General features: G+C 40.0%; 18 protein-coding genes. 10 read left to right on the top strand and 8 right to left on the bottom strand.

Translation table 11 applies throughout. From position 1 onward, the window contains the following. Positions 1-3 precede the first annotated feature (3 nt). The 3 genes from JN11_RS03045 (at position 4) to JN11_RS03055 (ending at position 4,651) form a co-directional block, all read left to right on the top strand. Entirely contained in the window at positions 4-2,274 is a 2,271-nt protein-coding gene (locus JN11_RS03045; RefSeq protein ID WP_144909491.1) for a glycoside hydrolase family 3 N-terminal domain-containing protein, read from the top strand. Positions 2,275-2,402: 128 nt separating this feature from the next. After that, complete coding sequence (locus JN11_RS03050) at positions 2,403-3,455, top strand: glycoside hydrolase family 53 protein (RefSeq protein WP_144909493.1); 1,053 nt, start codon at positions 2,403-2,405, stop codon at positions 3,453-3,455. Positions 3,456-3,583: 128 nt separating this feature from the next. Next, positions 3,584-4,651, top strand: coding sequence for a glycoside hydrolase family 53 protein (locus JN11_RS03055; RefSeq protein ID WP_144909495.1), 1,068 nt, complete (start codon positions 3,584-3,586; stop codon positions 4,649-4,651). A 72-nt stretch (positions 4,652-4,723) separates the two neighbouring features. On the opposite strand, the gene JN11_RS03060 is transcribed toward JN11_RS03055, so the two are convergent. The 5 genes from JN11_RS03060 to JN11_RS03080 all read right to left on the bottom strand — a co-directional run bounded on the left by JN11_RS03060 (position 4,724) and on the right by JN11_RS03080 (position 9,674). Continuing rightward, complete coding sequence (locus tag JN11_RS03060; RefSeq protein ID WP_144909497.1) at positions 4,724-5,875, bottom strand: DUF3667 domain-containing protein; 1,152 nt, start codon at positions 5,873-5,875, stop codon at positions 4,724-4,726. A gap of 8 nt (positions 5,876-5,883) precedes the next feature. After that, positions 5,884-7,164 carry a NupC/NupG family nucleoside CNT transporter gene (locus JN11_RS03065; RefSeq protein WP_144909499.1) on the bottom strand — a complete coding sequence of 427 codons (1,281 nt, stop codon included), beginning with the start codon at positions 7,162-7,164 and terminating at the stop codon, positions 5,884-5,886. 121 nt (positions 7,165-7,285) lie between these two features. Beyond that, positions 7,286-7,885, bottom strand: a complete 600-nt coding sequence (locus JN11_RS03070) for a bifunctional nuclease family protein (RefSeq protein ID WP_144909501.1) — start codon at positions 7,883-7,885, stop codon at positions 7,286-7,288. A 28-nt stretch (positions 7,886-7,913) separates the two neighbouring features. Then, positions 7,914-8,891, bottom strand: a complete 978-nt coding sequence (locus JN11_RS03075; protein WP_144909503.1) for an electron transfer flavoprotein subunit alpha/FixB family protein — start codon at positions 8,889-8,891, stop codon at positions 7,914-7,916. A gap of 45 nt (positions 8,892-8,936) precedes the next feature. Continuing rightward, a complete protein-coding gene (locus JN11_RS03080) occupies positions 8,937-9,674 on the bottom strand; it encodes an electron transfer flavoprotein subunit beta/FixA family protein (protein WP_144909504.1) in 738 nt (245 codons plus the stop codon). Positions 9,675-9,785: 111 nt separating this feature from the next. Here JN11_RS03080 and JN11_RS03085 point away from each other — a divergent pair, with 111 nt between their 5' ends. The 6 genes from JN11_RS03085 (at position 9,786) to JN11_RS03110 (ending at position 16,243) form a co-directional block, all read left to right on the top strand. Next, entirely contained in the window at positions 9,786-10,112 is a 327-nt protein-coding gene (locus JN11_RS03085; RefSeq protein ID WP_144909506.1) for a tetratricopeptide repeat protein, read from the top strand. A gap of 100 nt (positions 10,113-10,212) precedes the next feature. Then, entirely contained in the window at positions 10,213-11,412 is a 1,200-nt protein-coding gene (gene chrA / locus JN11_RS03090; RefSeq protein ID WP_144909507.1) for a chromate efflux transporter, read from the top strand. Positions 11,413-11,454: 42 nt separating this feature from the next. Next, positions 11,455-13,128, top strand: a complete 1,674-nt coding sequence (locus JN11_RS03095) for a hypothetical protein (protein ID WP_144909509.1) — start codon at positions 11,455-11,457, stop codon at positions 13,126-13,128. Between the two features lie 87 nt (positions 13,129-13,215). Beyond that, positions 13,216-15,003 carry a translation elongation factor 4 gene (lepA, locus tag JN11_RS03100; RefSeq protein ID WP_144909511.1) on the top strand — a complete coding sequence of 596 codons (1,788 nt, stop codon included), beginning with the start codon at positions 13,216-13,218 and terminating at the stop codon, positions 15,001-15,003. 23 nt (positions 15,004-15,026) lie between these two features. Next, positions 15,027-15,365: a hypothetical protein gene (locus JN11_RS03105; RefSeq protein ID WP_144909513.1), complete on the top strand. Its 339-nt coding sequence runs from the start codon at positions 15,027-15,029 to the stop codon at positions 15,363-15,365. Further along, positions 15,362-16,243 carry a bifunctional 5,10-methylenetetrahydrofolate dehydrogenase/5,10-methenyltetrahydrofolate cyclohydrolase gene (locus tag JN11_RS03110; RefSeq protein ID WP_144909515.1) on the top strand — a complete coding sequence of 294 codons (882 nt, stop codon included), beginning with the start codon at positions 15,362-15,364 and terminating at the stop codon, positions 16,241-16,243. The genes JN11_RS03105 and JN11_RS03110 overlap by 4 nt, the downstream gene beginning before the upstream one ends. Positions 16,244-16,556: 313 nt before the next feature. On the opposite strand, the gene JN11_RS03115 is transcribed toward JN11_RS03110, so the two are convergent. From JN11_RS03115 to JN11_RS03125, 3 genes are read right to left on the bottom strand one after another with little or no spacing between them, the layout of a single operon-like run. Beyond that, on the bottom strand, positions 16,557-16,991 hold the full coding sequence (locus JN11_RS03115; protein WP_144909517.1) for a hypothetical protein: 435 nt from the start codon (positions 16,989-16,991) through the stop codon (positions 16,557-16,559). Beyond that, on the bottom strand, positions 16,988-17,326 hold the full coding sequence (locus tag JN11_RS03120; RefSeq protein ID WP_144909519.1) for a Rieske (2Fe-2S) protein: 339 nt from the start codon (positions 17,324-17,326) through the stop codon (positions 16,988-16,990). The genes JN11_RS03115 and JN11_RS03120 overlap by 4 nt, the downstream gene beginning before the upstream one ends. A gap of 22 nt (positions 17,327-17,348) precedes the next feature. Further along, positions 17,349-18,113, bottom strand: coding sequence for a hypothetical protein (locus JN11_RS03125; protein ID WP_144909521.1), 765 nt, complete (start codon positions 18,111-18,113; stop codon positions 17,349-17,351). Positions 18,114-18,545: 432 nt separating this feature from the next. Between JN11_RS03125 and JN11_RS03130 the strand changes: the two genes are divergently transcribed. Beyond that, positions 18,546-19,169, top strand: coding sequence for a 7-carboxy-7-deazaguanine synthase QueE (locus JN11_RS03130; RefSeq protein WP_144909654.1), 624 nt, complete (start codon positions 18,546-18,548; stop codon positions 19,167-19,169). Positions 19,170-19,546: the final 377 nt, after the last annotated feature.

Genomic DNA, 19,546 nt, shown 5'->3' on the forward strand with positions numbered 1-19,546 from the left:
TCCATGAGAAAGATATTTATTATCGTAAACATTGTTTTTCTGAATGTCCTTGTGTTATCTGCACAAACAAAGAAACCCGAAAGTGATATTGACCAAAAGGTTGATGTACTGATAGCCAAAATGACTTTGGAGGAAAAAGTAGGACAGATGACCGAAGTGACTTCAGATGTAGTATCAACCACCACCAATGGTGTTCATGAAATAGATCCCGAAAAAATAAAAGAAGCAATTCTGAAATATCATGTGGGCTCCATTTTAAATGTGAGTGCCCATGCATATGACCGTAAACACTGGTACGAGGTTATTTCAACTATCCAGGCCGAAGCTGCTAAAGACCGTTTAAAAATCCCGGTTATTTATGGTATTGATGCTATACATGGGGTTACCTATACCACAGGCAGTACTTTGTTTCCTCAGGAAATTGCGATGGCTGCTACCTTTAACAAGGAAATAGTATATAAGGCAGGTGAAATTACGGCTTATGAAACCCGTGCAAGCTATATCCCATGGAATTATTCGCCAGTTTTGGATTTGGGTAAATCACCGCTTTGGCCGCGTATTTATGAAACTTTTGGCGAAGATCCATACCTGATAAAAACAATGGGTGCAGCTATCATAACCGGTTACCAGGGGAATGATGTGAGCGATAAATATCATGTTGCTGCATGTATGAAACATTACCTGGGTTATGGCGATCCCTTGAGTGGTAAAGACCGTACACCGGCATGGATTCCGGATCGTTATATGCGTGAATACTTTTTGCCGCCATTTGCCGAAGCTGTTAAAGCAGGAGCAAGGACATTGATGATCAACTCCGGCGAAATTAATGGTGTACCCATTCATGCAAGCAAATACATGCTCACTGATGTGTTACGTGGAGAATTGCATTTTGATGGTATTGCAGTAACAGACTGGAGAGATATTGAATACCTGCATGATCGTCACCATATTGCTGCAACCCAAAAAGACGCAGTAATGATAGCAGTAAATGCTGGTGTAGATATGAGTATGGTACCTTATGAATACAGTTTTTATAATTACCTGGTAGAGCTGGTTCACGAAGGAAAAGTGCCTATGAGTCGAATTAATGAAGCTGTTCATCGTATATTAAAAGTAAAATATCAATTGGGCTTATTTGACCGCTCGGTAGGTAACCCGGATGATTATCCGAAATTTGGTTCGGAAGAATTTAGGCAGGTGAGTTTGAATGCAGCTACAGAAGCCATTACTTTGTTAAAGAATAACAATAATATTCTGCCATTAAAAAAAGATATGAAGGTGCTTGTTACCGGGCCAACTGCAAACACTATGCGTTCGCTTGATGGTGGTTGGAGCTACACCTGGCAAGGTGATCAATCTGATGTTTACGCTGCCGGTAAAAACACCATTTTAGAAGCTATTCAACAAAAAATAGGGAAGGATAATGTAAGTTATGAGCCCGGTGCTACGTTTGATAGTTTGCAGAATATTGATGAAGCAGTAAAAGCTGCTAAAAAATCAGATGTAATTGTATTATGTCTGGGCGAAACATCCTATACAGAAAATGTAGGTAATATTGATGATCTTAACCTCTCTGCGGCTCAAACTCAACTGGCATCGGAACTTGCAAAAACAGGTAAACCAATTGTATTGGTTTTGGCAGAAGGCCGACCGCGTATTGTTACCGATGCAGAAAGTAAGTCAGCTGCAACTTTAATGACCTATTTTTTAGGAAATGAAGGCGGTGATGCTTTAGCTAATATTCTTTTTGGTGATGCTAATCCATCAGGAAGGCTGCCTATAACCTACCCTCGTTATGCCAATTCATTGGTGAATTATTATCGCAAAAATTTGGAAAACGGTAATCCTGATGATAAGCACGGGTATAATCCTTTATATGAATTTGGTACAGGATTAAGCTATACAACATTTGGCTATAGCAATCTGCATATCAGCAAACCCAATTTGAAGGATAATGAAACGTTAACAATAACCGTTGATGTGAAAAATACCGGTCAGTTGGAAGGAAAGGAGTCTGTATTGCTTTATATAAGTCAGTTATATGCCAGTATAGCGCCGGATACCAAACGTTTAAGGGGCTATGATAAAATTGACCTTAAACCGGGCGAAACAAAGACGGTAAGCTTTAAAATAACGCCTAAAGATATTGCTTTTGTTAATGACATAAGCAAAACGGTTACTGAATCAGGTGAGTTTAAGATACAGCTTGGCGACCAAACGCAAAGCTTCAATTACATATCTAATACTATCCCGTCACGCACAGGAAAATTATAATAGGCTGTATAAAATGTTTATTTAACATTTATTAATAAATGTTAAATAAACATTTTATTTTTCAAAACCGAATTTTATATTTGTCATAGCCTTCTTGGGCAACCAATCTATAAACTAAAATTCCGGTTATGAAAAAAATGTTGTGGGTATATTCTGCAATTGCTGTATTATTGATTTTATCCTGCTCAAATAAAGGGGGTACACCATCACCGCAGCCATCTACCACTACAACTTATACTGCACCTGTTGTATCTGCCACTTTTGCCAAGGGGGCTGATGTAAGCTGGGTAACTCAAATGGAAGCTTCAGGAGTTAAGTTTTATGATAAAAATGGCAGTCAGCAGGATTTGTTTGCCCTAATGAAAAGTCTTGGGTTCAATTCTATTCGGCTAAGGGCCTGGGTAAACCCGACTGATGGCTGGTGTAATACTGCTGATGTTGTTGCAAAGGCTATCAGAGCTAAAAAGGCTGGAATGAAGATCATGATTGACTTTCATTATAGCGATGTTTGGGCCGATCCGGGACATCAGACTAAACCTGCTGCATGGGTATCTTTAGACTTTAACACACTCGCAGCCACCTTGCACGACTACACTGTAGGGGTAATGAATACCCTTAACAGCAATGGCATAACTCCTGATTGGGTACAGATAGGTAATGAAACCAATGATGGAATGTTATGGGAAGATGGCCGTGCCTCAACCAATATGGCTAATTTTGCTGCCCTTATAAAAAGCGGATATGCGGCAGTTAAGTCGGTTAGTAGTTCAACAAAAGTAATTGTACATATTTCCAATGGCTTTGACAATAGTTTATTCAGATGGATGTTTGATGGCTTAAAAGCCAATGGTGCGCAATGGGATATTATTGGAATGTCTCTTTATCCTTCAACTACCAACTGGCAAACTTTAAATATCCAATGTTTGGCCAATATCAATGATATGATATCGCGCTATTCAACACCATGTATGGTTGTTGAGGTTGGGATGGATGCAACTGCCCCTTCAACGGCAAGGGATTTTTTAACAGATATTATTACCAAAGTAAATGGTGTGAACAATGGAAATGGCTTGGGTGTGTTTTACTGGGAGCCAGAAGCTTATAACTGGCAAGGCTATGGATTAGGAGCTTTTGATAATACAGGCAAACCTACAGCAGCTTTAGATGCTTTTGGAAATTAGAAACTAAATTATTGATGCTTACCAAACCAGGTAAGCATTTTTTGTATGATTTAAATTAAATGTATAAATGACATAAATAAAACCTTAAACCTAATAAACCAATTTTTATTAACCAAAAACCAATTATTATGAAAAGAAGAATGACAATCAGCATGGCTGCTATGCTGCTGTGCTTTGGTATGAGCTGTAAAAAGGATACAACTCCTGCTGGAAACCAACCAACAAGTACCACAACCACTACACATCTGGCTACAGAAGCTACGAGTACATTTGCCAATGGATCAGATGTTAGCTGGGTAACGCAAATGGAAGCTTCAGGGCTTAAATTTTATAATAGCAGCGGTACCCAACAGGATTTGTTTACCATTTTAAAAGGATTGGGGATTAATGCTATAAGGTTAAGAGTATGGGTTAATCCATCATCGGGCTGGTGCAATACCGCAGATGTAGTGGCTAAAGCAAAACGTGCTGTTGCGGCTGGTATGAGTGTAATGATTGATTTTCATTATAGCGATACCTGGGCCGATCCCGGTGATCAGAATAAACCGGCAGCCTGGACAAGTTATAGCACAAGCACCTTAATCAGTACGGTTTATAGCTATACTTACAGCACATTAAGTGCTTTAAAATCAAACGGAATAACGCCAACATGGGTGCAGGTGGGTAATGAAACAAGTAATGGTATGTTATGGACAGATGGCGAGGCCTCGCTGTCATCAACCAATTTTCAAAACTTTGCCAATATGATTACTAATGGATATAATGCTGTAAAAGCAGTGTTTCCGTCAGCAAAGGTAATTGTGCATCTGGCAAATGGTTATGATAATACCACCTTCCGGTGGATGTTTGACGGCTTAAAAACATATGGTGCAAAATATGATGTTATTGGTATGTCGTTATATCCGACTACCAGCAATTGGTCGACTTTAGACAGCGAATGCCTCACCAATATGAACGATATGGTATCGCGTTACGGCAAACAGGTGATGATATGTGAAGCAGGAATGAGCGAATCAGCAGCAACTACCTGCAAATCATTTTTGAGTGACTTGATAACTAAGGTGAAATCAGTATCAGGAGGAAATGGATTAGGTGTATTTTATTGGGAACCTGAAGCTTATAATAACTGGCAGGGATATGGATCAGGAGCTTTTGATCCTACTGGTAAACCAACAGTTGCATTAACAGCTTTTTAATAAAAAAATTAACAACCAGGATGTAGGTTTTACCCATGCCCTGGTTGTTGCTATATATTTTACGGATAAGTATTAAACTACTGTTAATGCTGTAACCACAACTAATATGAGCATGCAAATACTAAATGCCATGGTATAGGTCATAGACATACCGAACATTTTTGAAAAAGTGCGCCACCTGCTGCGATGGTACATAACTCTTAAGGCGCGATATATATACCATATAATTACCAGCGTAGAGATAATATCTATCCAATCAATTACATCGCTCCATCCACCTGTGTCTGGTAATATCATTTTTAGAATCATCACTATTGTTAAGAATAGAAAAACAAAACAGTGTAAATGAAACGAAAAAATAAGATGTTCAACATAAAATTTCTTGTTTTTCCAGAATGCAATCTTTAATATCAATGCAAATAATGGAAGTAACAAGAACATCATTTTTGGAAAATTATGTTTAATACCTTCCTTAATTAGGTCCTTTTTGTTGATCTTGGGATTGTTTAAAGCAAAAGCTTTTTGGTTATAATATCTCATAAACAGCCCATCGCGTTCGGCCTCGGGCAATTTTTTTTGTGTGGCCAGGTATTGTGTGTAAGTAGTGTCATCCGTTGTGGTGGTAACGCCCTGTTCTAATACATCACCACTTACGCTATCGTCATCATCATCGTCTTTATCTGTAGTATCACGTGTTTTTTTTGTAATTGCGCTGGTAGTTTTACCCGAGGTATCAACCTTAATGTGCTTTTTTACATGATGACCTGAAGGTTTCGTTATTGCTGCAATTGTTTCTTGTTTTTGCTCAGGGGAGAGATTTTTGTTGTTTTTTATTTTATTAATAGCATCCCTTTTAACGGAATCCTGAAAATGTTCTTTATTAATCTGCTTAGCTTCAACTTTATTATCTTCTTTATTTTCCTTAAAAACTAATAAAAAGTAAATCAGGCTTATAAAGATGTACATTTTTACAGGATGTAAAAACTGAGCTCTTCGGCCAGCCATGTACTCATTGGTAAGCTTTCCCGGACTAAAAAACAGGGGTTTAAGTGTATGGAAAAATTGCTGATCGAAATGAAAATAATCACTTATAGCATGATTCATCATATGCCCGAAGCTTTCTTTTATCTGCAAGTTTTCCTGTCCGCAGTTATGGCAGAATTTGCCTTCTAAAATCGTACCGCAGTTTAGGCAGTCATTTTCATGACGGTAATGTTTTTTCATTTCAGGTATTACATTAAAATTCCGGCAATAGTGGCTGATAAATAAGATGCAAGTGTTCCGCAAATCAGGGCTTTTACACCAAGTTTAGCTAAGTCGGTACGTCTTTCAGGTGCCAGTTCTCCAATTCCCCCAACCTGAATGGCTATAGAACTAAAATTAGCAAAACCACAAAGTGCAAAACTGGTAATAACCAATGTTTTTGGAGCCATAGAGCCTTTAACCTTTATCAGGTCAAGATAGGCAACAAATTCATTTAAAACCATTTTGGTACCCATTAATGAGCCTGCGGTTTGTATGTCTTTGTGTGGTACACCCATGGCCCAGGCAAAAATGGCAAATAAAGCACCCAATATTTGTTTTAGACTTAATGTTTTAAGGTCGATATTGATGAAATCCAAACTCAAATGCAGGTTATTAGCCAAAAAGAAGCCTGTTTTGCCCAGCACATAATCCAACAGCCCAATAATGGCGATAAAGCCTATTAGCATGGCTATAACATTTAAACCGATTTTTAAACCATCACTAGCACCATGTGATATAGCACCAACCAAATTGGCGTCAGTCTTTTTTACTTCTAATGATACCTTTCCTTTTGTTTCAGATACTTCAGTCTCGGGCCATACAATTTTTGATATTACCAGTGCGCCGGGAGCCGCCATAATACTTGCTGCAAGTAAATATTCTGCAGGTACGCCCAATGCAATATAAGTAGCCATTACGCCTCCGGCAATACAAGCCATACTGCCCGTCATTGAAGCCAAAAGCTCAGACATGGTCATAGCTTTTAAGTAAGGTTTAATCATTATTTGCGCCTCAACCTGGCCCACAAAAGCACTGCCCACGTTAGATACTGCTTCGGCACCACTTACACCCATAACTTTGTAAACTATCCATGCAAATACCTTTACCACACGTTGCATAATGCCCAGGTGATAAAGTATGCTGATGATAACCGCAACAAATATGATAGTGGGTATCACTCTGAAAAAGAAAATGAAGCTGTATTGTGACCCTAATACCTTTGTAAGCTGCTCATCTTTATTGGCAACAATGCCAAAAACAAATTCAGCACCCTGGTCAGAAAATGAAAGGATTTTCTTTACCCCCTGAGCCAAAAAACTAAAGATATCTTTACCTATGGTAGTTTTTAGGATGAAAAGAGCCAGTAGTAATTGAATACCTAAGCCCGATAATACTACCCGGTAATTTATGGCCTTGCGATTGTTTGACATTGCAAATGCGATCCCGAAAATTAATGCAATACCTATTAAACCGGTATATCTTTCCATAAAATTGTGATATTCTTTTAATTTGAGGCTTAAAGTATAAAAAAGATTTGATATTAGTATCTCGCAGCCAGAGTTTAGAGCTTTTAAAAGTTCTTTGAAGCTTCTTGTTGCTAATATTTTATTATGAAGCTTTTCTGCGGTTTAACTCATCACGTATTTTGGCAGCTTTTTCGTATGATTCTTCTGCCAGGGCTTCCTGTAGTTTGGATTTTAATTCGTCAACACTAAGAGCGGTAAAACCTCCTGAAGCAGATGCAGGTGTTTTTTCTTCGGGAGTTTCATTAATGTTTTCCAGGTAAACAAAATCATTGCCTTCAATTACTATACCTGCACTTGAAAGTATAAATTCATAAGTATAAATAGGGCAATCAAATCTTACGGCAACTGCAATAGCATCAGAAGTACGGGCGTCTATTTCAATAACTTTTTTGCCATCAGAACAGATCAGTTTTGAATAAAAAATGCCATCAACTAAATTATAAATAATTATTTCCTGTACATTAATGTGGTAAGCTTGTCCCAGGCTCTTAAAAAGATCATGTGTAAGCGGACGGCTTGGAGTCATTTTCTCAATTTCAATGGCTATTGCCTGCGCTTCAAAACTGCCTATAATAATCGGGAGCCTTCTACGGCCGCTAACTTCGCCTAAAACCAGGGCATAAGCACCAGACTGGGTTTGGCTATAAGATAAGCCGACAATATCCAGTTTTATTTTTTTCATATCATTACCCATCACAACGGATCCTTTTTTATGCCGAAGCCTTAAATTGTTTTATTGCCGTAATTATTTTTGGTACCACTTCAAAAGCATCACCAACAATGCCATAGTCAGCCACTTTAAAAAATGGCGCTTCGGCGTCTTTATTTATAACCACAATAACTTTTGATGAACTCACACCTGCCAGGTGTTGTATCGCGCCCGAAATTCCTATCGCAATATACAAATTTGGACTGATAGCAATGCCTGTTTGTCCAACATGTTCACTATGAGGACGCCAGCCGGCATCCGAAACAGGTTTTGAGCAAGCCAAAGCAGCTCCCAATAAATCAGCCAGTTCTTCTACCATCCCCCAGTTTTCAGGGCCTTTAAGGCCACGGCCGCCGGATATTACAATATCTGCATCAGGGAGGGAAACTTTATCTGTTGATCGTACAATCTCTTTAATAACTGCAGCAAAATCACCTGCTTTAGCCTCTACCGAAAAATCTTCAACTGATGCAGTCTTGTTCGTTTCAACAACTTTGTATGCATTAGGTGTTAATGAAATAATTTTATTGGCTGATGTTAATTCAACTATTGCAAAAGCTTTACCTGAGAAAGCAGTTTTTTTGATTTTGAATTTACCATCTGTTTGTTCGGGTAATGCAACCGCACCATCTGCAACACCTGCTTCCAGTTTAACACCTAACCGGGGTGCTAACCCACGGCCCGAAAATGAATTGGATAAAACTACAATATCAGCACTTTCTTTTTTAGCTGCTTCGGCAATGATGGAAGCATAGGCCTGATTAACAAAGTTTTTTAATTGCTCATTCGAAACATTTAATACTTTTTCTGCTCCGTATTTCCCTAAGGTGGCTAATTCTGCTGCACTTACACTGCCTATTGAAACAGCAATGAGTTTGGTGTTATTTTGATCGGCAATTGCACGGGCATAGGAAACCACCTCAAAAGTTGATTTCTTGAATTTTCCATCGGCATTTTCCGTATAAACTAAAACTGACATATTTTAAGGTAAAATGGATCTTTGATCGGTTTTTAATTGTTTTATTTATATAACCCGTGCTTCTTCGTGTAACAAGTTAACCAGTTGGGTAACATCATCAGCAGGAACCAATTTTACCTGGCCGCGAGGTGCAGGAGTTTCATAACCGATCACTTCTGAAAATGTTTTTACTTCTACAGGTTCAATAACGTTTAATGGTTTGGTACGGGCAGACATAATTCCACGCATATTAGGAATCTTAACTTCAGCCACTCCCTCAGCAGTACCGGCTACAAATGGTAATGGAATAGTCAATACTTCTTTACCACCTTCAATTTCGCGCTCAACTGTCCCGCTATTACCATCAATATCCAGCTTTTTAATGATGGATATTGATGGGATATTCAAAAGCTCAGCAATCATTGCAGCTACTTTTGAGCCATTATAATCAATAGATTCACGCCCGGTTAATATTAGGTCAAACGAATTGGCTTTAATGTATTGCGCTATTTGGTAAGCCACAAACCAGGCATCATGTGGTTTTGCATTGATGCGTACGGCATCTGTTGCGCCAATGGCCAGTGCTTTGCGAATGGTTGGTTCAGTACTTATATCACCAACATTTACAACCGTAACTGTACCTTTATCTCCATCAGTTAATTCAATGGCACGTGCAAGGGCAATCTCATCATACGGATTTAATATAAATTGCACACCATTTGTATTAAATTGGGTGTTGTTATCAGTAAAAGTTATTTTTGTCGTTGTATCGGGAACATTACTTATACAAACCAGGATTTTCATCTCGTTGTTGATTTTTCTATGGTGACAGATACCCATTTAATAATCAACACAAATCAATGTTGTATTATAAACAGGTTTGTGCAAATTTAATTAAAAAAGAGAGAGTTTAAAATGCAGATTAGCAGATTAGAAAAGCTATTGGAATTTATTAAAAGTGAACCGGAAGATCCGTTTTTAAAATATGCACTTGCAACCGAGTATCTGCGTATCAATCAAACTGATAAGGCCCTTGAGTATTATGAAGACCTGGTAAACAATCATCCCGGCTATACAGGTACTTATTATCATTTAGGAAAGCTGTATGAAGCCCTTGACCGTAAGGACGATGCACTGAAAACCTACGAAACCGGCATAAAAATAACCCGTGAGCAACGTGATAACCACGCCTTATCAGAATTACAGGCCGTTTATAACGAATTATCAGGTTTGTACGATTAGCTTATGGTTTATAGTTAATAGTTCTTAGCAGCATCAACTGCTTTTGACTAACAAACTTTAATTACTATGAACTATAAACAATCATCCATGAACTAAAAAGATGAACAAACGGCAGCTTCTATTTTTACGCGATGTAATTCTTTATACATTTACAGCTTTTGGTGGCCCACAGGCCCATATTGCCGTTTTGCTGCGCGAATTTGTAGAGAAACGCCGTTATATTACCGAAGAAGAACTGATGGAGCTGAATGCTTTATCGCAATTGCTTCCCGGCCCTTCATCTACTCAAACATTAGTGGGCATAGCCTGGAAAGTAGGAGGGCTCCGCTTAGCCATCACTACTTTTTTAATATGGATATTGCCCTCAGCATCAATAATGTGCCTGGCAGCCATCAGCTACAAAATGTTTGCCGATAGGGCCAAATTTGCCGAAGTATTGCGTTTTGTACAACCCGTAGCAGTAGGTATAGTAACTTATGCCACCTATTCTTTTGCCAACAAGTTTCTGAAAACACGGGTTAGCACCATGCTGGCCATAGGATCGTTAATAGCTACCCTTATTTTACAAAATGCTTATGCGTTTCCTATACTGGTTTTGTTGGGTGGCATTATTTCATCAGCATTAGAGACACAGCCACATGAAAATGAATTGCGGGTAAAGCTATTCTCTAACGTAAACCCTAATAAGGTTGCTTACTTTATTGGTATTTTATTGTTTTTTGCTGCCCTGGGTGCTGTGGTAAATCAAACTTCGCCCTTTAGTTTACCTATCCGCTTGTTCGAAAACTTTTACCGTAACGGTATCCTGATATTTGGCGGAGGACAAGTGCTGGTTCCATTAATGTACACCGAGTTTGTTAACGTAAAACATTACCTCTCTGAATCTGAATTCCTTTCTGGATATGCGCTTCAACAGGCATTACCTGGTCCAACATTTTCATTCACTTCTTTTTTGGGAGGGATAACCATGGGAAATAAGGGCGGAGGAATAGCCGGGCAGATAATTGGCAGCGTGGTTGCTGTTATCGGTATCAATATGCCGGGTCTTATCCTGATACTTTTTATAGTTCCCTTTTGGGATGATCTTAAAAAAATAACCCGTATAAAGAATTCCCTTAGCGGTATTAACGCTGTTGCTGTTGGCTTTATGGCTACGGCCCTGATACTATTAATCAGGCCATTTGGACTAAACTGGATGGCTTATTTATTAATGGCCGGGACCTTTTTACTTTTAAACTTTACCCGTATAAAAACCCCTTTCGTTATCATTATCGGGATTATTTTAGGGTTGATGTTTTAATGGTTATTCATACTAAAGCCGTACCTTGTAACAAGCGCATCAATGATGAGTAAACTATTAAGTTATAAAGCCGTCCCCATACTTTTTGCAGCGATATTTTTTTTTAATTGCAGTAATTCAGATTCCAACGCAGATAGTATCGCCTTTAAAAATATATCGAGGTTAACACCTGATACTACGCCCATTGCTGCCATCAATAAGCCCCCGGTAAATATTATACATACAAGCAGCCCCACGCCGCTGAAGAACATGTTTGGCATTAATGCTTATGAATGGAATTTTTTGGAGAATCCGGCTAGCCCTGGTGATCGTAAGCATATTTATGAGGATAACATGTCGCTCATCAAAACTTTCAGCGCAGTAAGGCACTATTTAAACTGGGACAGGATGGAAAGCATTAAAGGCGACTATACCTTTAACCCGGTTTTTAACGGCAACTATAATTTTGATATTATTTACCAGCGTTGTAAGCAGGAAGGTATTATGGTACTGGCTGATATTAAAAACTGCCCTTTATGGATGGCCAATACCTATCCTGCTGGTATGCGCGATAATGACAATGCTCCGGTTCCCTTTGGATTAAGCCTCAATAACCCGGCTTCTTACATTGATCAGGCACATGTTGCTTTTCAGTTTGCTGCCAGGTATGGCTACAATAAAAACATCGACAAAAAAATAATTAAAGTAGATACCCATAAACGCTACCCGGACGATATTCCTAATGAGCTATTGACAGGTATGGGCCTTATTAAATACATGGAGTGTGGTAATGAACGCGACAGGTGGTGGGGTGCTGATCAGACGCATCAAACGGCCGAACAATATGCCGCTAACCTATCTGCATTTTACGATGGCAATGTGGGTAAGCTTGGCCCCGGCGCAGGTGTTAAGGCAGCCGATCCCAATATGCAGGTAGTAATGGGTGGCCTGGCTTCGGTTGATATTAATTATGTTAAAAGGATGATTGAATGGTGCCGTAAGAACAGGGGATACCGTAAAGATGGCAGTGTTAATCTTTGCTTTGATATCATCAACTACCATTTATATTCCAATAATGGTGATGTACGCATCCATAAGCGCGCTACAACAGGCATAGCTCCCGAGCTTTCTACTGCGGGCAGTGTTGCCAATGATTTTATGAAACTGGCCAACAGCCTGCCGCAACATCCCGAGGTTTGGGTAACCGAAACAGGTTATGATATTAACCAGGAAAGCTACCAAAGGGCTGAGTCTATAGGTAAAACTACCGTATTGGAGAATCAGGCTAACTGGATCTTACGCAGCTCGTTGCTCTACATCCGGTATGGTATTAAGCGGCTTTTCTTTTACCAGTTATTTGATGATCACGCAGGTGGTACTACCCAATATGCCACATCCGGCCTTGCAGAAGGTTTAAAAAGGCGACCGGCTGCTGATTATATCCTCCAAACAACAAAATTGATGGGCAGTTACAACTACATCAAAACCATTTGCAAAGATCCATTGGTTGATGTTTACCAGTTGGGTAATAAAACCATGTACATACTCACCATCCCCGATGAAACAGGCAGAACAGCCAACTATACTTTAGATTTAGGTAAAGCATCCGCAGCTAATATCTACAACTTAAAAGAAGGTGCCGACGCTATGGATAAAAAGCAGGTGAATACCATAAACGGGAAAATAACTATTAAAGTAACCGAAACACCGGTGTTTGTTGAAGGGCTGGTGAAATAGTTATTATTAGAATGCTTAAATTCACTCAAATACCTAATTAACAACTCCTATTAAATTATCACCCAAAAACGCTATTTTTGCGCTTCAATGGAACACATTCGTAATTTTTGTATTATAGCACATATTGACCACGGTAAGAGTACCCTTGCCGACAGGTTATTAGAATATACCCACACCATTACCCAACGCGAATCACAAGCGCAGTTATTGGATGATATGGACCTGGAACGGGAGCGTGGCATCACCATAAAAAGTCATGCCATACAGATGGATTATGTGCTTGATGGTCAAAAATATGTCCTCAACCTGATTGATACCCCCGGGCACGTGGATTTTTCGTACGAAGTATCACGCTCTATAGCAGCCTGCGAAGGTGCTTTGCTTATTGTGGATGCAGCACAGGGTATACAGGCGCAAACCATTTCAAACCTGTACCTGGCTCTGGAAAACGACCTGGAGATTATCCCGGTATTAAATAAAATGGACCTTCCCGGTGCTATGCCCGAGGAGGTTAAAGACCAGATTGTTGAGCTGATAGGCTGTAAACGCGAAGAAATTTTAGCGGCATCCGGCAAAACAGGTATGGGTGTGCATGATATTTTACGTGCCATTGTGGAGCGTGTACCTGCTCCTGTTGGTGATCCTGAAGCACCATTACAGGCACTTATATTTGATTCTGTTTATAATTCATTCCGTGGCATTGTAGCTTACTTTAAAGTAGTAAACGGCGAGATCCGTAAAGGTGATAAAGTGAAATTCTTTGCTACCGAGAAACAATATTTAGCAGATGAGGTGGGTACTTTAAAATTAAAGCAACTCCCCAAAGATGTTATTAAAACCGGTGATGTAGGTTACATCATTTCAGGTATAAAGGAAGCACGTGAGGTTAAGGTGGGAGATACTATAACCCGTGTTGATCGCCCATGCGAGCAAGGGATACAGGGCTTTGAGGAAGTAAAACCAATGGTATTTGCAGGTATTTACCCTGTTGATACCGATGATTTTGAGGAACTGCGTGAATCAATGGCGAAATTGCAGCTGAATGATGCTTCACTGGTTTTTGAACCGGAATCATCTGCGGCTTTAGGATTTGGTTTCCGTTGCGGTTTCCTTGGGATGCTGCACATGGAGATTATCCAGGAACGCTTGGAACGCGAGTTTGATATGACGGTTATTACTACCGTTCCTAACGTATCCTATATTGCTTATACCACAAAAGGTGAACCTATAACGGTTAACAATCCATCAGATTTGCCTGACCCAAGCAGAATTGACTATGTGGAAGAACCGTACATAAAAGCTACCATCATCTCCAAATCTGAATATGTTGGCTCTATAATGTCCTTGTGTATTCAGAAACGCGGTTACATAAAAAACCAGTCATATCTTACTTCTGATCGTGTGGAACTGATTTTTGAAATGCCAATGGGCGAGATCGTATTCGACTTTTATGATAAGCTGAAAACCATATCCAAAGGCTATGCCTCATTTGATTATCATCAGATCGGGTACCGTAAATCAGATTTGGTTAGGTTGGATATCCGCTTAAACGCTGAACCTGTTGATGCCCTGTCCTCATTAATCTTCAGAGGAAATTCATACGATTTTGGTAAGAAAATCTGCGAAAAGTTAAAAGAGTTGATACCGCGCCAGCAGTTTGAAATTATTATACAGGCATCTATCGGTGCCAAAATTATAGCCCGCGAAACGGTGAAAGCCCTGCGTAAAGACGTAACCGCCAAATGTTATGGTGGTGATATCTCCCGTAAGCGTAAACTATTGGAAAAACAGAAAAAAGGTAAAAAACGCATGCGCCAGGTTGGTAACGTAGAGATACCTCAATCGGCATTTATGGCGGTGTTGAAACTGGATTAAGCCCCGGTTCAAGGGTGTCAAGGATGAAATATTTACAATTAACCTTTTATTCTTTTACAGGTATAAAAAAAATAATTGATTTAGGTGATTTTTCTTATGCCGAGTGGATTGTATATGATAATGACGTGCCGAAGTATCATATCAATTTATATACTGAACTTAAGTCAGATATGATGATTAATTCGATCCTCAATAAAAAAGAAAACACAATAGAGGGTATACTTAAGAATATTAATACCCAATACGGAACAAAATTATCGTTAACTACCAGACCATTAATTATGCTGTTAAAGAAAGAAGAGCTAGTCGAGCTTGATTTAGGTACTCTTCCTGAACAGTGGGTTAAAAATATTATACAATGAAGCTTTTAGACGGAAAATACGTATCAGAAAAACTTAAGGGTGAAATAGCTATATCGGCAGCTAAAATATTGGAGGCAACCGGTCGTAAACCACACCTGGTTGCGGTGTTGGTTGGGCACGATGGCGGCAGCGAAACCTATGTAGCCAGCAAGATTAAAAACTGCGAGCAGGTAGGCTTTAAATCTACTTTAGTTAGATATGAAAGTGATGTAACCGAGGAAGAGCTGCTAAACAAAGTAGCCGAGCTGAATGCTGATGCTGATATTGATGGTATTATTGTACAACTACCCTTACCAAAACACATCGACCCTGAAAAAGTAACCGAGCGTATTGATTACCGTAAGGATGTGGATGGCTTTCACCCGGTAAATTTGGGTCGTATGCAGCGCAATTTACCATCATTTATCCCGGCAACACCTTATGGCATTACCTTAATGCTGAAAGAATATGGAATTGAAACCGCAGGCAAGCATTGCGTGGTAGTGGGTCGCAGTAATATTGTGGGCTCACCTATAAGCATCCTGATGGCACGCAACACCTATCCGGGTAACTGTACCGTAACCATTTGCCATAGCCGTACGCCTGATATTAAAAGCATCACCCTGCAAGCAGATATTCTGATAGTAGCCATCGGCAAAAAGAACTTTATTACTGCCGATATGGTAAAAGAAGGTGTAGTAGTGGTTGACGTAGGCATGAACCGCGAAACCAGCACCCTAACCAAATCGGGCTTTAAGCTGTATGGCGATGTGGATTTCGAAAACGTAGCCCCTAAATCATCATTCATTACCCCGGTTCCCGGTGGCGTAGGCTTAATGACCATTATCGGCTTACTCAGAAACACTTTGGCTTCCGCAAATAAGGAAGTTTATAGTTAAGTCGATAGTCGATGGACCATGGTAGAAGGTTATTGGTATAAAATTTCTTCTTGTCATGTTGATCCGCCGATAGGCTGAGAAACATCTTCTTCGCCTTGCAGGTAGACGAATATCTGTTGAAGAAGATCCTTCGTTCCTCATTGGCTATGGTCCATCGACTATGGACTATGGACTTTCCCCGTACCGTCCGTCCGAAAACAAGTATAGGGTATAGCGCAACAATGCGGACAGGAGAGTCCATAGTCCATGGGTACTTCGCTATCAATTTTCCCGCATTCACCATGGTCTATGGTCCATCGACTATGGACTCCTCTTACAAATACTCTTCCGGTATCTGGTAATTTTCATTCTCATCGGCCCAGGCCATTGAGGTAATGAGCCAGCTGTCGTCTGTCTGGATAAATTGAATATAGTTAATACCGCGTGGCAGGTTATCGGTTTGGTAATCAGAAAAATTGTATTCATAAACGCTGATGCGCTGTGCCACCTTGCCAAATATTTCGGTTTTGGCATAAAGCTCCCTTTGCATAAATTGTTTGAGGGTGCCTTCAGCAATCTGCGATTCGAGGGTTTGTGTAAAGCTTTGGGCAGTAAACACAAAGGGCTTGCTAAAGCTGTTGTTAATCAGCAGGCCATCACCATAAAATAATATTTTTACGCTATCCAGATCAGGAACTTCGCCATCCTGAAAAGATAAAGATTCATAAAATTCTTCTGTAACGTAATCTATTGCTCTTGGATTCATCATTTTAGTAACTGTTTAAGTTTTTCCCAAAAGGTATTAATGCCAATGTAAATGGCATCATCCTGTATTTTAACCGGGAAAGTGTAAATAAAATCATTTTGCCCGGTGCTGCCTTTGCCTGTATGCAAATCATATGAATAACGATGGAGTGGGCAAATTAGTTTTTGATTTTTGCACCAGCCTAAGCTTAAATCGCCACCGGCATGAGGGCACCTGGCCGAGACGGCAAATATATCGCCCTCGGCGCCAACAACGCAAATACTTTTACCACCAATTTTAACTTTTTTAATGAAGGCTTGCTGTGTTGGTTTAAGTTCAGGTATTTTATACCATCTCATACGGTATTAATCTCATAAGGTATTAATAATCAATTTTTAAATTCATTACTGATGGATTTTTTATTACATCATCCATATTGGTAATTAAGGTCACCCGCTTTCTATCGGCTGATATAATGGCTTTTGGGTTATTTACTTTTTTAATGGGTTTGGCAAAGTTAAGTACCACTTTATAAGGCATATCAATGAGCATAGCTTTGGCCATGGCAAAGGTTGAAGCCGTTTTTTTAAGGAAAGCATTAAACTTAACCTTATCAATTACACGGTAAAATTTATGGGGCGTAATTTCGTACAGGTAATAATCTTCGCCGGCAAGCAGCTGCTGGGCATCAAAGCCTTTGGGGTTTTTATCGGTTTTGGTTACCCCGTTAAGCTGACTGCTCATGGATATTTTGGATAAATGCTGCAAATAATATTGCAAATCAGCAGGGTTTTTGGCATGGTGGTCAATACTTACCTTCATAAGGTTTTTAGGCAGATTCATCTTTACTGATAAGTTGCTCCCTTTAGCCATGTCTGCCTCTTCCACAGTCATTTTTTGCTGGGTACTATCGGGCAGGGCCGAATAAAAGTTGAGCGTCGTATCTTTAACAATAGCAAATTGAGGGGTGGATTTAACTGAGTCGGTCATGAGGTTCATCAGTACCGATACGGCGCGGCTCATATCAAAAGCATAAATCACATTGCAGGAGCCATCGGGTTTAAAATCATACTTTTCCTCAATGTCTACACACGAAGAAAGGCAAAGCATTACGAAAAGCAATAAGGGATAGTAGCATTTTTTCATAGTGCCGAATTTGAAGTAAGTATAACCAAAATAGATGAAAAATCAAAGGTTTATTTGGTTCATTTAATAGTCCATGGTCCATAGTCGATAGACCATGGTAGGAGGTTATTGGGTGATGGAGTTCATGGTTGATAGTTCATGGATCATGGCAGTACAACTTTCCCGGCATTGCTATGGACCATCGACTGTGGACTATAGGCCCATCCCGTACCGTCCGAAGCGGAGTATAGGGTAGGTGTTGACATTGCGGACAAGAGAGTCCATGGTCGATAGACGATAGACCATGGATAATCCGTCATCAAATTCAACTATGGACCATGGACTATGGACTTCCTACTATGGACCATCGACTATGGACTGACAAAACTATCAACTCAAAAAAAACCTTCGCCTTTATCGTTTCGTCATAAAACCGTACTTTTGCACTTTATTATGGCACACCAGATACCGGACGACGGCACATTGCTTCCTTTAATGGAAGAATTTTATACGATACAGGGCGAGGGATTTAACACCGGCAAGGCTGCATACTTTATTCGCCTGGGTGGCTGCGATGTAGGTTGCCACTGGTGCGATGTAAAGGAAAGCTGGGATGCCGAGCTGCATGCCCTTACTGCTGCCGATCAGATTATTGCCAATGCTTCTGTACATCCATCAAAAGCAGTGGTAGTTACCGGTGGCGAGCCATTGATCTATAACCTTGATTACCTTACCGCAGGTTTACAGCAAAAAGGCATCAAAACCTTTATCGAAACATCCGGTGCTTACCCGCTGTCGGGTAGTTGGGACTGGATCTGCCTGTCGCCTAAAAAGTTTAAGTCGCCCATGCCATCTGTGGCCGAAAAGGCCGATGAGCTGAAGGTGATCATCTTCAACAAATCAGACTTTGAGTTTGCTGAGTGTAATGCCAAACTGGTATCCAATACCTGTAAGCTGTTTCTGCAACCTGAATGGTCAAAATCAAAAGAAATGATACCCCTTATTGTTGATTATGTGATGAATAATCCGCAGTGGGAAATATCTTTACAAACACATAAATATCTCAACATCCCGTAAGGAAATAGGTAGCCCCCTCTAAATCTCCCCCGGAAGGGGAGACTTTAACTTCGCACGCGCTTATCTTTTTAAGTTCTCCCTACCGGGGAGGATTTAGGTGGGGCTTCATTATCCCGAAGGTCAAAAATCTTTTCACGATAAAATAATAAGTGTACCTTAGTTGATATTTCGTGTATCATAATGAGCAATCTTATTAGTTAAGGAAAATGCTTTTTTCAATTGCCATAATTACCTTCTTTGCGCGAAGCGGAGAGAAGGTCGACCAGCGCAGCGTCGTCGGGATGAGTCCACACCGTCAATGCACTTACGTTAATGTCGCTAGCAGAGTGGACTCACCCGAACATTGCTCCGCTCGTTCACCCTCTCTATGGCAAGCC

Origin of the sequence: Mucilaginibacter frigoritolerans, assembly GCF_007830615.1 — a bacterium.
Lineage (GTDB): Bacteria > Bacteroidota > Bacteroidia > Sphingobacteriales > Sphingobacteriaceae > Mucilaginibacter > Mucilaginibacter frigoritolerans.

Excerpts from the sequence above, each read along its gene's own strand:
- JN11_RS03045 (WP_144909491.1), top strand. The coding sequence starts at position 4 with ATGAGAAAGATATTTATTATCGTAAACATTGTTTTTCTGAATGTCCTT.
- JN11_RS03050 (WP_144909493.1), top strand. The coding sequence starts at position 2,403 with ATGAAAAAAATGTTGTGGGTATATTCTGCAATTGCTGTATTATTGATT.
- JN11_RS03055 (WP_144909495.1), top strand. The coding sequence starts at position 3,584 with ATGAAAAGAAGAATGACAATCAGCATGGCTGCTATGCTGCTGTGCTTT.
- JN11_RS03060 (WP_144909497.1), bottom strand. The coding sequence starts at position 5,875 with ATGAAAAAACATTACCGTCATGAAAATGACTGCCTAAACTGCGGTACG.
- JN11_RS03065 (WP_144909499.1), bottom strand. The coding sequence starts at position 7,164 with ATGGAAAGATATACCGGTTTAATAGGTATTGCATTAATTTTCGGGATC.
- JN11_RS03070 (WP_144909501.1), bottom strand. The coding sequence starts at position 7,885 with ATGAAAAAAATAAAACTGGATATTGTCGGCTTATCTTATAGCCAAACC.
- JN11_RS03075 (WP_144909503.1), bottom strand. The coding sequence starts at position 8,891 with ATGTCAGTTTTAGTTTATACGGAAAATGCCGATGGAAAATTCAAGAAA.
- JN11_RS03080 (WP_144909504.1), bottom strand. The coding sequence starts at position 9,674 with ATGAAAATCCTGGTTTGTATAAGTAATGTTCCCGATACAACGACAAAA.
- JN11_RS03085 (WP_144909506.1), top strand. The coding sequence starts at position 9,786 with ATGCAGATTAGCAGATTAGAAAAGCTATTGGAATTTATTAAAAGTGAA.
- chrA (WP_144909507.1), top strand. The coding sequence starts at position 10,213 with ATGAACAAACGGCAGCTTCTATTTTTACGCGATGTAATTCTTTATACA.
- JN11_RS03095 (WP_144909509.1), top strand. The coding sequence starts at position 11,455 with ATGATGAGTAAACTATTAAGTTATAAAGCCGTCCCCATACTTTTTGCA.
- lepA (WP_144909511.1), top strand. The coding sequence starts at position 13,216 with ATGGAACACATTCGTAATTTTTGTATTATAGCACATATTGACCACGGT.
- JN11_RS03105 (WP_144909513.1), top strand. The coding sequence starts at position 15,027 with ATGAAATATTTACAATTAACCTTTTATTCTTTTACAGGTATAAAAAAA.
- JN11_RS03110 (WP_144909515.1), top strand. The coding sequence starts at position 15,362 with ATGAAGCTTTTAGACGGAAAATACGTATCAGAAAAACTTAAGGGTGAA.
- JN11_RS03115 (WP_144909517.1), bottom strand. The coding sequence starts at position 16,991 with ATGATGAATCCAAGAGCAATAGATTACGTTACAGAAGAATTTTATGAA.
- JN11_RS03120 (WP_144909519.1), bottom strand. The coding sequence starts at position 17,326 with ATGAGATGGTATAAAATACCTGAACTTAAACCAACACAGCAAGCCTTC.
- JN11_RS03125 (WP_144909521.1), bottom strand. The coding sequence starts at position 18,113 with ATGAAAAAATGCTACTATCCCTTATTGCTTTTCGTAATGCTTTGCCTT.
- JN11_RS03130 (WP_144909654.1), top strand. The coding sequence starts at position 18,546 with ATGGCACACCAGATACCGGACGACGGCACATTGCTTCCTTTAATGGAA.